Source organism: Nonomuraea sp. NPDC050404 (assembly GCF_040655495.1).
Lineage (GTDB): Bacteria > Actinomycetota > Actinomycetes > Streptosporangiales > Streptosporangiaceae > Nonomuraea.
In genome coordinates this window covers 146,745-163,143 of sequence record NZ_JBFAKB010000014.1, presented here as the reverse complement: position 1 = coordinate 163,143, position 16,399 = coordinate 146,745, and the positions used below count along the sequence as shown (strand labels likewise).

Here is a 16,399-nt window from a genome sequence, read left to right as displayed (position 1 = left end):
ACATGACGACCCTGACTGAGTCGTGGGCTGAAGGCCGGGCATCGAGAGCCAAGCGGCCTGCCTGTGAGTCCATCCTGTCCCGCGCTGCACGCCACGCAGGACGCATCCTGCCGACGTGGCGCAGAGCCCGGACGTTCGTTCTCCAAGTCGGTGGTCTCGGGCTCATCGACTACGCCTTGTGGGAACTGCACGTGGTGGCCGGTATCGCCGCGGCCGGGGTGTCGCTGCTGCTGCTCGAATGGGCCGGGCGCGATGCGTAGCCTCGTCGGTGCCCTGCTTGGCGGCGTCAAGAACCGCGCTCCCGTGCCGTACGTGGCCCACGACGTTATCGGCGCCAATACCAGCTCCTTCTCGCAGCGAGATCGTCACGGACATCTGCAGGCGATGGGTTCGAACGGGACGGTGTTCGCCATTGTCAGCCGCACCTCGATCTCCACGGCGTCCGTGGACTGGCATATGCACCGGATCCGAGTGCGGAACGCAAGCACTGCCGTCTGCCCGCTCTGTGACAAGCCAGGTGTGGACCTTCTTGAGGACCATCTCGCACTGCGGATCTGGAACAAGCCCAACGACTTCTACACCCGGCAAGAGCTGGTTGAGTCGGGTCAGCAGCACAACGACCTGACCGGAGAGACGTGGCTCATCGTCGAACGTGACGAGCGGCTTCCTGGTCTCCCGCTCGGCCTGTGGGTGGTACGTCCCGACCGCATGGAGCCGGTGCCGTCGAAGGAACAGTTCCTCGCCGGATACATTTACCGAGCCCCTGGCGGTGAACGGATCCCCCTCGCCCTAGATGAGGTCATCCAGATCCGCATGCCGGACCCGGAGGATCCCTACCGGGGGCTCGGTCCTGTGCAGGCCGCGATAAGAGACGTCGATTCTGCACGCCTGGCCGCCGAGTGGAACCGCAACTTCTTCCTGAACTCCGCCGAGCCGGGCGGCATCATCGAGACCGATGGTCGTCTCGGCGACGACGAGTTCAACGAGTTGCAGGCCCGCTGGTCGGAGCAGCACCGTGGCGTGTCACGCGCCCACCGGGTGGCGATCCTTGAGGGTCACAAGTGGGTGGACCGCAAGTACACGATCCGGGACATGCAGTTCACCGAACTGCGCACCCTGTCTCGGGACATGATCCGCGAGGCGTATGGGCTCCCCAAGTTCGCCCTCGGCGATGTCGATGACGTCAACCGTGCGGTAGCCGAGACGTCGAAGGCATGGTTCGCCGAACAGATCACAGTGCCACGCCTTGAGCGCTGGAAGCTGGCCCTGAACACCGAGTTCCTCCCTCTGTTCGGCTCCACTGGGCAAGGCGTCGAGTTCGCCTACAACGACCCGGTCCCACCCGATGCGACGGCAGCGAACGAGGCCCGTGACTCCAAGACGGCGGCGTGGGCGGCACTGGTTCGCGAGGGGGCTCATCCCGACGACGCAGCCGACGTAGTGGGCCTACCGAGGATGCGGATGCGTGAGCCGGCCCCTGTAACGGAAAGCCAAATCGAAGGAGCGGATGGTGGTTGACCGATGAGTCGTCTCCTGAAGCGACCACACAACTTCCAGAGGTCGGCGCAGGCTCGGGTTGGCCGCTGGTACGAGCTGAAGAACCTGGCCGCCGACGTCGCCGAAGTGAGCATCTATGACGAGATCGGTGCATGGGGCGTAACCGCCTCGGAGTTCTGCAGGGACTTGCAGGGCGTCACCGCCAGGACGCTCGAACTCCACATCAACAGCCCAGGCGGGGATGTGTGGGATGGCCTGGCGATCCTCAACAGCCTCCGCCAGCACCCGGCCACTGTGAACGTCACCATCGACGGTCTAGCGGCGTCTGCAGCCTCATTCATCGCGATGGCGGGCGACACGGTCGTCATGGCCCCGCAGTCGATGTTCATGATCCACGAGGCGAGTGGGCTCGTCATCGGCAACAGCCAGGACATGGCGGACATGGCCGCACTTCTGGACAAGGCGTCGGCCAACATCGCCCAGGTCTACGCGCAGCGTGCGGGCGGTGACGTCGAGGACTGGCGTGCCGCCATGCGGGCGGAGACCTGGTACTCGGACCGCGAGGCCGTAGAGGCGGGCCTGGCTGACGCGGTCTTGGGCGAAGCCGAGCCGCAGGCGAAGAAGCCAGAGAACAAGGCCCCAGTGCCATCCACGGATGGACAGGACGAGCCGACCCCCGCCGACCCGGAAGCCGAGTTTGACCTTGATGAATTCCAACGACTGATGAAGGAGGCGTTCAGCTCATGACCGCACCCAAGATCCCTACGAGCGCGGCCGAGCTGGAGGCCATGCTCACGGACACCACCACCCTTGCCCAGGTGGCCAAGACCCCCGCCAGCCTTGGTGAATTCATCAAGAACTACGCCACAGCGCAGATGGCCAAGCACGGCGAAGAGATCTCTGCTCAGGTCAAGGAGCAGGCGCAGATCGTTCTCGCCGAGATGCTGAAGGAGAACAACGCCTCCCTGTCGAACCGGGCGAAGCTCGACCTGGCCAACGGTGGTGCCCCGAAGAAGGGTGCTGCCTACAGCGCTGATGCCATTGGTGCTGCCCTGGACAACGAGTTCTCCTCGGTGTCGGACTTCCTTGCCTCGGTTGCGCCGGACCACAAGCGGTCCCCGGCCAACCGCGCCCGCTGGGAGAAGATCCGCAACGACTACAGCACCGTTGAGCCGGCCCTTGGCGGTTTCCTCGTTCCCGAGGTGCTGCGTGCCACCCTGTTGTCCAGCTCGTTGGAAGGTTCGATCGTCCGGCCTCGGGCCATGGTCGTGCCGATGGACGGCCCCTCTGTGCCGTTTCCGTCCGTCGATGAGACCTCCCACGCTGACAGCGTCTATGGCGGCATCACCGGCACGTGGGTCGAGGAGGGCCAGGCTCTGCCCGAGTCCGAGGCCAAGTTCGGTCGGACCGTGCTGCGGGCCAACAAGCTCGTTTCCTACTGCGAGGTACCCTCTGAGCTGCCGATGGACGCTCCGCAGGCGTTCGGTGGATTCATCGACAACGCCATGCCGAAGGCCATCTCATTCTTCGAGGACAAGGCGTTCCTGACGGGCAACGGTGCGGGCAAGCCGCTGGGTGTGCTGAACACCGGCAACTCCGCCCTGGTTGCTGTCGCGAAGGAGAGCGGTCAGGCCGCCGACACCATCCTGTGGGAGAACATCATCAAGATGTTCGCGCGGATGCTCCCCGCTTCCCTCGGCTCTGCGGTGTGGATCGCCTCCATCGACAGCTTCCCCGAACTGGCCACCATGGCTCTGAGCATCGGTACTGGCGGCTCGGCCGTCTGGCTGAACAACGGTGTTGAGGGTCCTCCGGCCACCATCCTGGGCCGCCCTTGCTACTTCACCGAGAAGACGTCGAAGCTCGGCGACCAGGGCGACATCGCCTTCGTTGACTTCGGTCAGTACCTGCTGGGCGACCGGCAGCAGATGCGGGTGGAGTCCTCGACTCACTACAAGTTCGGCAACGACATGATCGTCTACCGCGTGATCGAGCGGGTCGATGGTCGTCCGTGGATGAAGTCGGCCATCACGCCTGCCAACGGATCCGCCAACACCCTGTCCCCCTACGTGACGCTCGCCGAGCGTGCGTAATCAACTCGCGGCCGAGGGGCGCATGCCCCGGTAGGCCCTAACCGGACCGGCAGGAGATCGCATCAAGCCCCGGTCGGAGAGGAAAGACCATGGAAGGTCTCGGACGGCTGTTCAACGTCGTCGCCCAGGCCAGCGGCGTACACATTCCGCTAACCAACGCCCAAGGCGTGACGTTCATCTGCTTCGAGGACGACGGTTCCCAGGTCGTCACCCTCAAAGAGTCCATCAACGGCAACAGCGAGCAGAATCTCGCCGTCATTGACAAGGTCTACAAGGGTCCCGGCGTCGGCGGAACCTGGACCAAGGTGACTCAGGCCGCTGCCGCTACATACGACAACGTCGATGACACCACCAACGACGCGGTGGTCGTCTATGTCGGTGCCGACCAGCTCAGCGACGGCTACAACTGCGTCGAGCTGACCAACGACGGCGGTAACCCGGTCATCGCGATCGTTCATGACATGAACGTCCAGCGCGATCCGGCGAACCTCGCCCGGTCGGTGGTGTGACATGAGCGTTCTCATCCAGGGCAACCAGGTCCGAGCAATCGCGCTCGGCGTGAAGGTGTCGAAGTCCTCCGGACTGACCCAGAACGCGGGCACCAACCTGTTCACCGTCGCGGGTGGGCTGGTTGCGGTGACCGCGCTCGTCGGCCGGGTAACCACAGCGATCCCCAACACGGCGTCGCTGACAATGAAACTCCAGCACACTCCCTCTGGCGGAGCTGCTGCCGACCTTAGCGGCGCGACCGGCATCACCAACGATGCAGTGGGCACCTTGTACTCGCTGACGTCGGCTGTGGCCACGGACCTGCTCAGCATCCAAAGCGTCAGCGCGATCGGTGGGACGCCCGTGGCAGCGTCCGAGGCCCCCAGCGTGACGTTCGTGCACACCCTGTGGCGGCCGGTTATTCTGCCCGCTGGCACCCTGAGCGCTCTGTGCTCCAACCACACTCCGGGCTCCGGGGTCATCTCGTGGGGCCTGACGTACGTGCCGTTCGACGACGGCGCTTCGGTGTCGGCTGCGTGATGAGCGCCTTCGATGACCTTGCTGATCAGGTCCAAGCTGTCACGCACTCGTCGCAGCTGAAGTCCATCGTCGGCCGGATCGTGGCAGAGCTGGCTAGCGTAGCGGCACGGCTCGACGCACTGGAGAAGCGGGTCTCGTCATCGGAGGAGACCGAGGCGGACACCTTGCCGCCCAAGAAGGCGACGCCGAAGAGAGGCTCGACGTAATGAGCTACGAGGGCTTGTTGGCGCTGCTCCAGTCGTGCGCAGAGGAGTACCAACAGGCCCGCGACGACGAACGAGACAACCCGCAGGCGTGCCCGAATGACGGTGAACCTCTGCGAGCTGCCCCGGACGGCGGGCTCTTCTGCCGCTTCGACGGATGGCGTCCACACCGCTAACTAAAGACGACCTCTTGGGAGGCAGACATGACGATCAGCACACCCGTCTACTGCACCCGAGAGGCCGTTAAGTCGGCACTGGATGTCAAGCTCACCGCCCGGTCTGACGCCCAAGTGGACGGGGCGATCGAGTCAGCCTCGCGAGCCATCGAGGGACGGCTCCACCGCAGGTTCTATCCCGTACAAGCCACCCGCTACTTCGACTGGCCGAACAGGCAATACGCCCGGCCCTGGCGGTTGTGGCTGGACACCGACGAGGTCATCTCTGTCACGGAAGTGACGAGCGGCGGCGCGACCTTCGCTCCATCGGACTACTTCCTTGAGCCGGTGAACTCGGGTCCGCCCTTCAACCGCCTGGAGATCGACCTCGATTCCGCGGCCTCCTTCACCGCGGACTCCACGCACCAGCGGTCGATCGCCATAACGGGCCTGTTCGGCTTTCAGGCGGAGACACAGACGGCCGGCACTCTGGCGGCTGGACTGAATGCCTCAGGCACCACCGCCAACGTCTCAGATTCTTCAGCTGTTGGCGTGGGCGATCTCATCAAGGTCGGCGACGAACGGATGTTGGTTGCGGACAAGAGCATGGTGAGCACGGGTCAGACTCTCCAGGACCCGATGACCACCTCGGCGGCTGATGTCTCCGTGGTCGTGACAACCGGCAGCGCCTTCGTGGTTGGCGAGGTGATCCTGCTCGACTCGGAGCGGATGCTCGTCGTCGATATCGCGGGCAACGCGCTCACGGTGAAGCGAGCATGGGACGGTTCGGTCCTGGCTGCCCACACAGGTAGCACCATCTACGCCTTGCGTGCGCTGACGGTGGTGCGTGGAGTGCTGGGGACCACAGCCGCAAGCCACAACGACGCCTCGCCCATCAGCAGGCACGTGGTGCCCGCCCTGGTGCGGTCCCTGTGCGTCGCGGAGGCGATCAACACCCTGCTCCAGGAGGGCAGCGGTTACGCCCGCGTGGTCGGTTCTGGAGACAACCAGCGAGAAGCTGCCGGACGTGCGCTGAGAGACATCCGAGAGCAGGCATACATCGCCTTTGGCCGCAAAGGTCGAGTTCGGGCGGTGTAGATGGACATCGAGATCGACACCAACACAAGCGGCCCGGTCTTCGACGGCCGGGCACGTGCTGCGGTCGACGCCTTTATCGACGAGGCCGAGGAAGAGATCGCCCGGCACGGCGTGAACATTGTCCGATCCGAGTTGGACCACGTCCAGCGTAACCCCACCGGCTACTACGAGAGCCAGATCCAGACCGACCGGGCGGCCGGAGATTCGGTCGTCACGGATGGCGGCGTCATCTACGGACCCTGGCTGGCCGGTGTCGGAAGCCGCAACGCTCCAGAGACTCGCTTCGCTGGCTACCCCCACTGGCGCCTGGCCACCCAACGGCTCCAGGCCGAGGCTGCAGACATCGCTGAGCGAGTCCTACCCCAGTTCATCCGACGCATGGAGTAGTCATGTCCCTGGACGCCGCGAGCATCCTGGACGCCGTGGTGTCCCATGCCGCAGCGTCCGGACACTTCGAACGGGTCAACGGCTTCGAGCCGACCAACGCCCCCGGCAACGGCCTGACCGCCGCCGTGTGGGTGCAGGAGATTGGCCCCGTCCGATCCGGCTCCGGGCTCGCCTCGACCACCGGCCGCTTGGTCTTGAACCTGAGGATCTACGCCTCGGCTGAGCAGGATCCCCCGGACGCGATCGACCCGGCCATGCTCACTGCGGTAGATGCCCTCATGGCCGCCTATAGCGGCGACTTCGAACTGGGCGGCAACGTCCGCAACGTGGACCTCCTCGGCCAAGCAGGCGTTCCCCTCTCGGCCCAGGCGGGCTACCTCCCGTTGGACGGTGCGACCTACCGCGTGTACACGCTCACCATCCCGCTCATCGTCAACGACCTGTGGACCCAGAGCCCTTAGGAGGCAGACGTGAAGCAGTCCGGCCTCGGAGACCGGCTCGTGGTCGCCGGGTACGACCTCAGCGGCGACATCAACAGCCTCGGCCGAATCGGCGGTGGCAACGCTCCGCTAGAGGTCACCGGCATCGACAAGTCCGCAAAGGAGCGCATCGGCGGCCTGCGGGACGGGGCGATAGAGTTCACCTCGTACTTCAACCCGGTCACCGAGCGGGCCCATGAGCGCTTCTCCTCGCTGCCCACCTCTGACCAGGTCGTCACGTACCTGCGGGGCACGACGCTGGGCAACGCGGCAGCTTGCATGGTGGCCAAGCAGATCAACTACGACGGCAGCCGAGGCGACAGCGGAGAGTTCACCTTCGACGTCCAGGCCCTGGCCAACAGCTACGGCCTGGAGTGGGGCACTCAGCTCACCGCAGGTGTACGCACTGACACCACGGCGACGAGCGGCGACTCCATCGACTTCGGCGCAGCCACGTCGTACGGCCTACAGGCGTACCTCCACGTCACCGCCTTCACCGGCACCTCGGTGACCGTGAAGCTGCAGGAATCCAGCGACGACGGAGACTCCGACTCGTGGGCCGACGTGACCGGGGGAGGCTTCACCGCCGCGACCGGCGTTACCTCACAACGCATTACCACGGCGCGGGATCAGGACGTGGAGCAGTACCTCAGGGTCGTCACGACCGGCACCTTCAGCAGCGCCTCGTTCGTGGTCGTGGTGGTCAAGAACGACTTGTTGACGGTGTTCTGATGCGGCCCATCAGCAGAATCACGCCTGCTCTCCCTACGCACGCCTATCAGACCTACCAGGTGGTGGCCCCGCCCTCGACACACTGGAGGCCCGCCACCTGCGCCGAGGCGGACTGCCCGGCGTACCACCAGGGGTGGAAGTCCGTCATCGACGAGACCTCAGACCTGGGGCAGCGGCAGGCCCACTACATCCGCCGCGAGTCCGGCCGGAGATTTGCCGAGACCCGGAACGAGGCTGGGCTGACCGTCTTCGAGTTCGAGGTCGGACAGCGGTGCTTCGCCCCTCACCAGGTGCGTCTTGACCGGCCAGAGGTCTACCTCGTGCGGGCCGGCGATTTCAGGGGCAACCCGACCGGCCAGGTCCGTAGACATGCCAACGCGGCGGATTGGACCGAGGACTTCGCAGAACACCAAGGCCGCTTGGCCGACGTCATCGAGAAGGGCTAGGCCATGTGCGATCCCGAACACCTCGACTACCCGCATGTGTGGGGGCGCCTGCCTGGTTGCCCCGGATGCGAGGCCCGTTGCCACTGCACGGAGCACCACGACGAGGACTGCGACCACCCGCATGGCCCTCTTCAGCACACCGCCCGCTGCGTCTGGCCGGGCCACTGATCGCCGCTGAGCAATCGAACGACGACCCCGCCTTGCCGCTTACGGCAAGCGGCTATCTGGGAAGAGGTGAGTCTTTTGAAAGAATCCGGCCTGGGGTGGACGACTTTGTCTGTCGATGACTCGGGCGGCAACGTCTGCGACATCCGCAACGATGTCCTGAGCTTCGAGTTCGCCACGCCGCGAGCCGTCCAGGACGTGACCGGCATCGACAAGAGCGCGATGGAGCGGCTGCTCCTACTGGCCGACTTCAGCATCACGCTCAACGGCGTCTTCAACGACGAGGCGAGCCACGCGCACGCCGTCCTGAAGACCGTGCCGTCCACCAGCGTGGCCCGCACGACCACCATCACCGTGTCAGGCCAGACCCTCGCCCCCGAGGTGCTGTATACCGACTACTCGCTTGAGCGCGGCGACGATGGCTCGCTGACGTGGTCCGCGCCTGGCGTCCTGGCCAACGGCACCGTTCCGACCTGGTCGTGACCATGGGGTACAAGCGACCGGCGAAGGTCTACAAGTTGGTCTTCGCCGAAGACGACATGGAGGGCCTGGAGGTCAAGGCCCGCTCCATGTCCACGGGTGCCCTGCTCGACATGGCCCCGCTGTTCGACCTCAAGCTGTCCGCCTCGCCAACGGCCGAGGAGATGGAGAGCATCGCCGAGCTGCTGGAGAAGTTCGCCGAGGTCCTCGTGTCCTGGAACCTCGAAGACGAAGATGACCAGCCGGTCTCGGCAACCTTGGAAGGGCTGCTCGACCAGGACATCGACTTCGTCATGCGGATCATTCTGGCCTGGGCTGACGCGATCAGCGGAGTGCCGGCCCCTTTGCCGCATCCGTCGCCAGGTGGAGAGCCGTCCCTGGCGGCGTCGATTCCCATGGACGTGTCGTAACCAAGCCTCATGAGCTGGAGCACGCCCAGTGGGTGCTGGCCATGTGCCAGCGGTTCGGCTGTCTGCCATCCCAGCTCCTCGCCGAGGATGCCTCCTTCCTGCGCCTGCTCGCTCTCGAAGAACTCGGATCGGACGGTGAGTAGCGATGGCCAACGAGGTCACGATCACCGTGCGAGGTTCCGACAGGACAGGCACGCTCTTCTCCGGTATCGCCACCAAGGCCAACGCCGCCTTCGCCCAGGTACGTCAGTCGATCCGCAGCCACCTGGACGGCTCCGTCAAGGATGCGGACAGCTCGGGCAAGTCGATCGGCTCGCGGCTCGTGTCGGCCGTGGGCAGCGCGGTGTCGTCCGGAGCTGGAGCGATCAAGGATGCGCTGAGCACCGGCTTCGAGATGGCGTCGAAGGCCGCAGGGCCAGTCCTGATCGGCGTCCTCGGTGGCGTGCTGGCGGCGGCAGGGCCGACGATCGGCGCGGCACTCGGTGGCGCGATCACGCTCGGCCTGGGGGCCGGATTCGTCGGCATCGGCGCGATGCTGCTCCTGCAAAACGAGAAGATCCGCGCCGAGTTCGCCAAGACCGGCAACGAGATCAAGGCGATCATGACCGACGCGGCCAAGCCGCTGCTGCCGGTCTTCCAGGAAGCCTGGTCCGGGGTAAAACGCCTGGTCCAGGAGTTCAACCCGATTTTCAAGCAGGCGTTTCAGGATGCCCAAGGACCGCTGAAGGAGTTCACCGGTCAGTTGCTCGGAGCCTTTCGGGAGTTGAAGCCCGCCGTCCAACCGATCATGGACGCCTTCACCGGCCTGCTCACACAGATCGGACCTCAGCTGAAGGGCGTGTTTTCGAACATAGCGTCTTCTTTGACTGATCTGTCACGAGTTGTCCTGGAAAACAAGACCACCATAGCGACGCTCTTCGTTGGGCTCCTCCAGGCCATACCCGCCGTGATCAGCGGCATCGCGTCCGTCGTCAGCTTCTTCGGCACCATGCTCGGCGTGGTCAACAATGTCAACGTGGGTCTGACCAGGGCTTTCGTGGGCGGAACCACCGCTGTAGCCGACTTCGCCACTCGCTTCCTCGGGGTCATGCGCAGCATCGGCGAGGCCATCAGCAACATGCCCGGCATGGAGCAGATCGGCCAGAAGCTCATCGCGGGGATCGACCAGGCCATCGGCAAGGTCAACGAGTGGAAGCGCGTAGCTCAGGAAGCCGGTAAGGCCGTCGAGCTGAAGGCGAACATCTTCGACCTCACCCAGAAGCTCGACCAGGCCAAGGCCGCTCTCGCCGACCCCAACCTGACCAAGGAACGGCGTGCCGAGCTGAATGCCGACATCGCCAAGCTACAAGCAGCTAAGGCGAAGGCCATCTCCGAGCTGGGCGACCCCAAGCTCACCAAGGAGTACCGGTCCACCATCACCACCGAGATCGCTGAGCTTCAGGCGAGGCTGGCCACAGCCAAGAAAGAACTGCAGAACCCGGAGCTGACCAAGGAGCGCAAGTCCAAGCTGAACGCGGAGATCTCCCAGCTTCAGGCCCAGGTCTCGGCGGCCAAGGCGGCGCTCGCGTCCATCCCCAACAAGACCGTGACCGTCACCGTCAGAACGGTCGGCGACACGTCGATCTACAAGGCTGGAAGCGTCACAGCGTCTACCCGTGCCCACGGCGGTGTCATTGGCGCGGCCGGAGGCGGACCCCGCTCCAACATGACCCTCGTCGGCGAGCAAGGCCCCGAGCTGGTTCGCCTGCCATTCGGCTCCACGGTGATCCCCAACGGCCAGTCGGAGCGCATGCTCGCGCAGGGCGGCAGCGGCGGCGTGGTTGTGAACCTGTACGTGCAGGGCTCCATTCGCTCCGACCGCGAGTTGGTCGCTCTCATCCGGGACGAGTTCGTCAACGGCGGCTTCCGGGGAGCGCTGGCCAACGCCTGAGGCGGGCCGGCAACCCCTCGACCATCAACCACGAAGGAGGCGTCGTGACGCTCGTGGTCGTCAACCAGGGCGAGGAAGACCTCCTCGATGCGATCCTGGCCGTGAACTACACCCTGCACCTGTACAAGAACGACGTCACCGATGGGCTGTCGGCCGGACAGATCGAGGCGCTGACGGAGGCGGACTTCACTGAGGCCGACTTCACTGGCTATTCCTCCAAGGCCCTGACGGGCGGGAGTTGGACGACGACGGCCGGGGATCCGTGCGTGGGCGTGTATGCCCAGCAGACCTTCGCCTCCACGGCTGACCAGTCGGCGCAGGGGTGCTACGGCTACTACGTCACTCGCACCTCGGATGGGGCGCTGCAGTGGTTCGAGGACTTCTCCTCACCGCTGACGATCGAGTTCAACGGTGAGGGCATCGCGGTCACGCCCCGGCTCACGCTCGCTGACGCGGGGGACTAATGAACTCACGAGAGCGGGCCGAGGCCATCAAGGACGTGGCCGCTCGGGACTGGCGGGACAAGAAGCAGCCGGTCATCGAGAAGACTCGGGGTCAGAACCGGCTGGAGTTCTACCGAGAGCCGGACTTCATCTACGGCAAGGACGGTCAGGTCATCGGTGTGGACGCCTGGGTGCGTCTGTATGGCCCTGACGGCAAGGAGTTGCGGGTTGACCCTCACCGCCGCATCGTGAACCCGCCTACGGTCCCACGTTCCGGCGTGCAGGAGGTGGATACGGGGCGGAAGGACGACCGCGGACTGCCCATCAAGGATCGGATCCTCACGCCGGATCCCCTGGCTGCCTTCTACGAAGCCGTCTGGGATTCAGTGGAAGGTGCTCCGAACGCGAAGGGCTGGCGTACCCGAGGCACCGTTACCACCGTCTTTTCTGACGCGAGCGACGGCCAGATCTCTTCGACATCTCCCACTTACGCCACTGCTCGCACAGGCGCCTCTCTTAGTGCGAACACGTCAGGCACCACTATGTCGGTGGGGCAAAGTCTTGTCGGCGATTACCAGTGCTTCGAAGCTTTTATATCGTTCGACACGTCCGCCATTGCGGATAGTGATCAAATTTCGCTCATCGTCCTCGATCTCTACCTTCTGAACGATACCTCAGCCACTGACTTCACTGTTGAAGCCAGAGAGTACAACTGGGGAGCCACTCTCACGACGGCCGACTGGGTTGCAGGCGCAAGCCTTGGTGGACTGATCCTCATGGCGTCAATTAATACGAGTGGCATTGGGGGTGCTGGCGCCTATAAGGCGTTTACTTCTGACCCCGCCTTCCTCGTGGCGACAGGTCTGAAGACCGGTGTCGTGCATCTCATGCTGTGCTCGTCCCGTCTCCGTCTCGGAAACGCACCGAGCGGAGCCGAAGATGTGTCGTTCAGGACCGCAGAGCAATCCGGAACTACCCAGGATCCGAAACTGACGCTTACGCACCAAGCCTCTACAGCGATACCGATGTTCACATCCCGCCCTAACCGAATCTGGAGGCTCCGCTGATGTCCACCGGACGCATCTACACGGTCCCGTGGACCGGGACCATCACCAACGCTGGTGGCAATACCGACCTGTGGGAGATCTCCCCAGCGGACGACCTGCCGTGCAAGATCCGAGGCTTCCGACTGGGCCAGACCTCCGAGCTAGGCGACACGGCCGAGGAAAGCCTGCGGATCACCATCCGGCGATTCCGCGCCACGGTCACTTCTGGCTCTGGAGGAGCCACCGGAGCACCCGAAGAGGTGGGACGGTCGAACCAGACCGCATCCTTCGCCTCCGAGACGAACAACACCACGGTGGCCACCACCACGGGCGACAACGAGGTGGTCGAGGAGATCGCCTGGAACATCCGCAACTCGCCCTTTGAGATCTGGTACCCGGACCCCAGGTTCTCTCCGGCCGCTGTCCAGGGCGAGGCGCTGCTCATCCGGTGTGAGTCCACCGTCACCGACGACCTCACCTTTGCTGGGACGCTCTGGGTCGAAGAAGGCTGACCTGACCGAACGGAGGACAGATGCCGAACACCGTCGTCTTCCGCCACCCATTCCGTAAGCGGGGACAGGCATGGCTTCCGCCGTCTCGGGCCATCACGCTCATCGGCGACGTCACCGGCTCTGGCGGTATCATCCTCGGTGGCTCCGCCCCAACCGCCTACGCCATGGTGCCTGCGGGCGGTGTCCAAGTCGCCGGCTCAGCTGACGTCCTCTTCAGGCACACCGGCCAGGTCGCCGCTGACATCGTGGTGGAGTGGGACTTCGACAATGACGGGGACTTCTCCGAGAGCGTCGAGGACATCACTCCGTACGCCCTGTCCCTGGAGACCTTCACGGGCCGCGACTGGCCCTCCCTTCTCACCGGCAAGGCTGGACCGGGCAAGTTCCGTGCGAGCCTGCGCAACGACGACGACCGGTTCTCCTACTTCAACACCAGCTCGCCGCTGAACACCTCGCCCCGCAGCCTGAAGACCGGCCGCAAAGTCCGGGTCCGTATCGCAGGTGCAGCGAACCCAGACCCGACCCTGCTTGTGAGGGACCGCTTCAGGAGAGCAGACGGAGCCTTGGAGGCAGACGATACCGGGAAGTTCTACTCGGAGCCGCTGACGACCAACAAGGTGCAGAATCCGGGCTTCGAGACCAACACCACCGGGTGGACCGCCCAGGGCGGCAGCACCATCACGAGGGTGACCAGCATCGCGCACAGCGGTACGGCGTGCTTGGAGGTCAAGCGCGCGTCCGCCAATCCGCCGTTCAATCTCTACGGCCCTACGTGCACGGGCGTGGACTCCGGGGCCATTACAGGGGACACGGTCGTCATCTCGGCCTGGGTGTACATCCCGGCCGCCTCTTTCCCCAAGGTGACCCTCATTGTCTTCGGTGCAGCAGGTGTGGATTATGCCTTGGCCAACACAGACAGCCTGGTCGCTGACACCTGGACTCAGGTCTCCCGCGTGGTAACGCTGACAGACACCCTGGACGACATCGACATCCAGTTCTGGACGGACGACAGCCACGCCAACGGGGATGTGGTCGCCTACGTCGATGACGTCACCGCCACCGTGACGAGTTGGGCCGTGACGAGCAGCCGGGCTGTGGCCACGGAAGAGGGTGGAACCCATCTCGCCGTCGTTGATACCGGCTCCGCTGACTACTACATCCAAGCTCGCGTCAGCGTCCTGGGCGCCTCCTCCAATCGGGTGGGCCTGGTCTACCGGTACGTGGACAGCAACGACTACAGCGTCTGCGTGCTCAACGCGGGTCTGGGCCTGGTCGAACTCTCCGACGTCGTCGCGGGCGTGGAGACATCGGTGGCCAACCGTCCAGTTGAGGTGTACTCCGGGGCCACTGTCGGCGTCCTCGTCGAGGGCACGTCAGTTACGGCCTACATGGAAGGCGTCCCCTTCTTCGTCGGCTTGGCGGGCAACACCTCGGCCGGGTCGGCGGGCATCTACGCCGAGTGGGGCGCTGCCGACGACCGCCCAGAGATCGACGACTTCTATGTCTGGGACGGCCTGCCTGCTCAAGTCGATGGCGTCCTGTGGACCGGAGACGTGTCGGAGTTGGCGGCCTCGGTGACGGCGGGCACTGAGAAGCTCGCCTCCGTCTCCGGCGAGGGACGGCTGTCCAAGCTGGCCACGCAGCGCATCACGCCGCCTGCGAGCCTCGCAGGGCGTAAGACAGGGCTCCTGGTCGGCAACGTGCTGTCAGAGTCCATGCTCCTTCACCCTCCTGGCCAGATCGACGAAGGCGACATCACCACGGGCGTCTTCGCCATCGAGGAGACCACCGCCATGGAGGTCGCTAGGCGGGTCGAGGAGACCGAGTTCGGCTTCCTGCACGAGACGCAGGAGGGCTACATCTCCTACGACTCCCGGAGCGCACGGGAGGATGCAGCATCGGCGGCAACGTTCACCGACGCAACGGACGGCAAGTACGGCTATCACCGGCTGGAGCCGTATGACTGGCGGCGCGAAGTGTTCAACCGCGTCATCGCTGGAGTGTCCCCGTGGGCAGAAGGCGTGGAGGCGACGCTCTTCACCGACCCCGGTCCCTATGCCCTGTCCGCTGGCGATACGCAGATGCTGCAGGCGTCCTATGACGGCACCGTCGTGCGCTGGACTGGCCATACGCGAGACGTTGAAGGCCCCGGCTTTCCTGTCGTGGCCAGCGTTGATGGTCAGGCCACGACAGGAACGGCTACCGCCGACTTCGACGTTGACATGCCCGCTACGGTGAATTCCGGAGATCTTCTCCTCGTCGCCATCTCGAACAGAGAAGACGGCTTCCTCACCGGCGTGGGAGCTAACGCTGCAGGTTGGACTGACCTTTCCAATTCATCCATCTTCGCCAAAGTCGCTACCGGTAGCGAAGGTGGAACAACCGTCACGTTTCTGGGTGTAGCGCTTAATGGGTTCTGGGCCGTCCAGGTCTTCCGAATCACAAATTGGTACGGGTCGCTTGCAGGTGTACAGCTCGCTAGCAGCGCATTCACCAAACAGGTGAACGACCAGCCGGACCCTCCACCCCTAAGTCCCTCCTGGGGGGCTTTGCCCACTTTGTACATCGCCATCTTCCAGAGTCGTGACACGGCTGGCTCAGCGTTGTCGCTCATGGAGACGCCTACCGGTTATAGCGATGCCTTCTATACCCACGATTCCGGCGCTTATCTTGGGTCGGCACAGAGGGAGGTTTCGGGTACCGCATCGGAGAACCCAGGGCCGTTCGAGCTGTCACCAGCGGCGTACTCGCAAGTCGCTCGCACCGTTGCAATACGGGGTGGCGGAGGCATTTCGACCACTCAAGTGACCGGCGCAACACCTACGGGGTCGAACCCAAGTTTCACTATCGAATACGTTGCAAGCCTCGGCGGTACGACGCAGTCGCACCAAAACATCGAAGTATCCGGTGTGCCGCTGATACAAGGTGACCAGCAGCTCATTCAAGCGGACGACTTTGAATCCCAGGATGAGCACAACGCGATCCGCACCTACACCAACCCAGCCAACCTGTTCGCCTCAGCGAGCGACGCCCTGGCCTATGCCAACCTCGTGCTGGAGACGCACGCCGACGACCGCCCGATCTTCTCGCTGAGCTTCTACGCCACCAAGAGCAAGGCTTATCGGAAGCAGGCGTGCACCCGACGCGTGGGCGACAGGATCACCCTGACCGCTATCAACAACGCGGGCATGGGTATCTCGCGGGACTTCTTCATCGAGTCCATCAGCCACAAGTTCTCCCACGGCAATCGCCTCTGGGAAGTCATCTGGGAGTTGTCTCCCGCCTAACCAGAGG

The 16,399-nt window shown here is 64.4% G+C and carries 19 protein-coding genes; all 19 read left to right on the top strand.

What is annotated here, in order from left to right; all coding sequences use genetic code 11:
* Window positions 1-2 precede the first annotated feature (2 nt).
* The 19 genes from AB0I81_RS34855 to AB0I81_RS34765 all read left to right on the top strand — a co-directional run bounded on the left by AB0I81_RS34855 (window position 3) and on the right by AB0I81_RS34765 (window position 16,392).
* Window positions 3-260 carry a hypothetical protein gene (locus tag AB0I81_RS34855; RefSeq protein WP_360665592.1) on the top strand — a complete coding sequence of 86 codons (258 nt, stop codon included), beginning with the start codon at window positions 3-5 and terminating at the stop codon, window positions 258-260.
* Window positions 253-1,518 carry a phage portal protein gene (locus AB0I81_RS34850; RefSeq protein WP_360665589.1) on the top strand — a complete coding sequence of 422 codons (1,266 nt, stop codon included), beginning with the start codon at window positions 253-255 and terminating at the stop codon, window positions 1,516-1,518. The genes AB0I81_RS34855 and AB0I81_RS34850 overlap by 8 nt, the downstream gene beginning before the upstream one ends.
* 3 nt (window positions 1,519-1,521) lie before the next feature.
* Window positions 1,522-2,244, top strand: a complete 723-nt coding sequence (locus tag AB0I81_RS34845; RefSeq protein ID WP_360665586.1) for a head maturation protease, ClpP-related — start codon at window positions 1,522-1,524, stop codon at window positions 2,242-2,244.
* Window positions 2,241-3,590: a phage major capsid protein gene (locus AB0I81_RS34840; protein ID WP_360665583.1), complete on the top strand. Its 1,350-nt coding sequence runs from the start codon at window positions 2,241-2,243 to the stop codon at window positions 3,588-3,590. Before AB0I81_RS34845 ends, AB0I81_RS34840 begins: the two co-directional genes overlap by 4 nt.
* A gap of 89 nt (window positions 3,591-3,679) precedes the next feature.
* Complete coding sequence (locus tag AB0I81_RS34835; protein WP_360665580.1) at window positions 3,680-4,099, top strand: hypothetical protein; 420 nt, start codon at window positions 3,680-3,682, stop codon at window positions 4,097-4,099.
* A gap of 1 nt (window position 4,100) precedes the next feature.
* Window positions 4,101-4,619: a hypothetical protein gene (locus AB0I81_RS34830; protein ID WP_360665577.1), complete on the top strand. Its 519-nt coding sequence runs from the start codon at window positions 4,101-4,103 to the stop codon at window positions 4,617-4,619.
* Complete coding sequence (locus AB0I81_RS34825) at window positions 4,619-4,825, top strand: hypothetical protein (RefSeq protein ID WP_360665574.1); 207 nt, start codon at window positions 4,619-4,621, stop codon at window positions 4,823-4,825. The genes AB0I81_RS34830 and AB0I81_RS34825 overlap by 1 nt, the downstream gene beginning before the upstream one ends.
* A 200-nt stretch (window positions 4,826-5,025) precedes the next feature.
* Complete coding sequence (locus AB0I81_RS34820) at window positions 5,026-6,075, top strand: hypothetical protein (RefSeq protein WP_360665572.1); 1,050 nt, start codon at window positions 5,026-5,028, stop codon at window positions 6,073-6,075.
* Window positions 6,076-6,462, top strand: coding sequence for a hypothetical protein (locus tag AB0I81_RS34815; RefSeq protein WP_360665569.1), 387 nt, complete (start codon window positions 6,076-6,078; stop codon window positions 6,460-6,462).
* Window positions 6,463-6,464: 2 nt separating this feature from the next.
* Window positions 6,465-6,923 (top strand): hypothetical protein, encoded by a 459-nt coding sequence (locus tag AB0I81_RS34810; protein ID WP_360665566.1) that lies wholly within the window; start codon window positions 6,465-6,467, stop codon window positions 6,921-6,923.
* A gap of 9 nt (window positions 6,924-6,932) precedes the next feature.
* Window positions 6,933-7,673 carry a hypothetical protein gene (locus tag AB0I81_RS34805; protein WP_360665563.1) on the top strand — a complete coding sequence of 247 codons (741 nt, stop codon included), beginning with the start codon at window positions 6,933-6,935 and terminating at the stop codon, window positions 7,671-7,673.
* Window positions 7,673-8,119, top strand: coding sequence for a hypothetical protein (locus AB0I81_RS34800; protein ID WP_360665560.1), 447 nt, complete (start codon window positions 7,673-7,675; stop codon window positions 8,117-8,119). Before AB0I81_RS34805 ends, AB0I81_RS34800 begins: the two co-directional genes overlap by 1 nt.
* A 273-nt stretch (window positions 8,120-8,392) precedes the next feature.
* Window positions 8,393-8,767 (top strand): hypothetical protein, encoded by a 375-nt coding sequence (locus tag AB0I81_RS34795; protein WP_360665557.1) that lies wholly within the window; start codon window positions 8,393-8,395, stop codon window positions 8,765-8,767.
* A 2-nt stretch (window positions 8,768-8,769) separates the two neighbouring features.
* Window positions 8,770-9,174, top strand: coding sequence for a hypothetical protein (locus AB0I81_RS34790; protein WP_360665554.1), 405 nt, complete (start codon window positions 8,770-8,772; stop codon window positions 9,172-9,174).
* Window positions 9,175-9,319: 145 nt separating this feature from the next.
* Window positions 9,320-11,104, top strand: coding sequence for a hypothetical protein (locus tag AB0I81_RS34785; RefSeq protein WP_360665552.1), 1,785 nt, complete (start codon window positions 9,320-9,322; stop codon window positions 11,102-11,104).
* Window positions 11,105-11,148: 44 nt separating this feature from the next.
* On the top strand, window positions 11,149-11,568 hold the full coding sequence (locus tag AB0I81_RS34780) for a hypothetical protein (protein WP_360665550.1): 420 nt from the start codon (window positions 11,149-11,151) through the stop codon (window positions 11,566-11,568).
* A complete protein-coding gene (locus AB0I81_RS34775) occupies window positions 11,568-12,614 on the top strand; it encodes a hypothetical protein (protein WP_360665547.1) in 1,047 nt (348 codons plus the stop codon). The genes AB0I81_RS34780 and AB0I81_RS34775 overlap by 1 nt, the downstream gene beginning before the upstream one ends.
* Window positions 12,614-13,105, top strand: a complete 492-nt coding sequence (locus AB0I81_RS34770) for a hypothetical protein (RefSeq protein WP_360665545.1) — start codon at window positions 12,614-12,616, stop codon at window positions 13,103-13,105. The genes AB0I81_RS34775 and AB0I81_RS34770 overlap by 1 nt, the downstream gene beginning before the upstream one ends.
* Window positions 13,106-13,125: 20 nt before the next feature.
* Window positions 13,126-16,392, top strand: coding sequence for a carbohydrate binding domain-containing protein (locus tag AB0I81_RS34765; RefSeq protein ID WP_360665542.1), 3,267 nt, complete (start codon window positions 13,126-13,128; stop codon window positions 16,390-16,392).
* The last annotated feature ends 7 nt before the right edge of the window (window positions 16,393-16,399 follow it).

Coding starts and splice junctions, on each gene's coding strand:
- AB0I81_RS34855 (WP_360665592.1), top strand. CDS start 3: ATGACGACCCTGACTGAGTCGTGGGCTGAAGGCCGGGCATCGAGAGCC.
- AB0I81_RS34850 (WP_360665589.1), top strand. CDS start 253: ATGCGTAGCCTCGTCGGTGCCCTGCTTGGCGGCGTCAAGAACCGCGCT.
- AB0I81_RS34845 (WP_360665586.1), top strand. CDS start 1,522: ATGAGTCGTCTCCTGAAGCGACCACACAACTTCCAGAGGTCGGCGCAG.
- AB0I81_RS34840 (WP_360665583.1), top strand. CDS start 2,241: ATGACCGCACCCAAGATCCCTACGAGCGCGGCCGAGCTGGAGGCCATG.
- AB0I81_RS34835 (WP_360665580.1), top strand. CDS start 3,680: ATGGAAGGTCTCGGACGGCTGTTCAACGTCGTCGCCCAGGCCAGCGGC.
- AB0I81_RS34830 (WP_360665577.1), top strand. CDS start 4,101: ATGAGCGTTCTCATCCAGGGCAACCAGGTCCGAGCAATCGCGCTCGGC.
- AB0I81_RS34825 (WP_360665574.1), top strand. CDS start 4,619: ATGAGCGCCTTCGATGACCTTGCTGATCAGGTCCAAGCTGTCACGCAC.
- AB0I81_RS34820 (WP_360665572.1), top strand. CDS start 5,026: ATGACGATCAGCACACCCGTCTACTGCACCCGAGAGGCCGTTAAGTCG.
- AB0I81_RS34815 (WP_360665569.1), top strand. CDS start 6,076: ATGGACATCGAGATCGACACCAACACAAGCGGCCCGGTCTTCGACGGC.
- AB0I81_RS34810 (WP_360665566.1), top strand. CDS start 6,465: ATGTCCCTGGACGCCGCGAGCATCCTGGACGCCGTGGTGTCCCATGCC.
- AB0I81_RS34800 (WP_360665560.1), top strand. CDS start 7,673: ATGCGGCCCATCAGCAGAATCACGCCTGCTCTCCCTACGCACGCCTAT.
- AB0I81_RS34790 (WP_360665554.1), top strand. CDS start 8,770: ATGGGGTACAAGCGACCGGCGAAGGTCTACAAGTTGGTCTTCGCCGAA.
- AB0I81_RS34785 (WP_360665552.1), top strand. CDS start 9,320: ATGGCCAACGAGGTCACGATCACCGTGCGAGGTTCCGACAGGACAGGC.
- AB0I81_RS34775 (WP_360665547.1), top strand. CDS start 11,568: ATGAACTCACGAGAGCGGGCCGAGGCCATCAAGGACGTGGCCGCTCGG.
- AB0I81_RS34770 (WP_360665545.1), top strand. CDS start 12,614: ATGTCCACCGGACGCATCTACACGGTCCCGTGGACCGGGACCATCACC.
- AB0I81_RS34765 (WP_360665542.1), top strand. CDS start 13,126: ATGCCGAACACCGTCGTCTTCCGCCACCCATTCCGTAAGCGGGGACAG.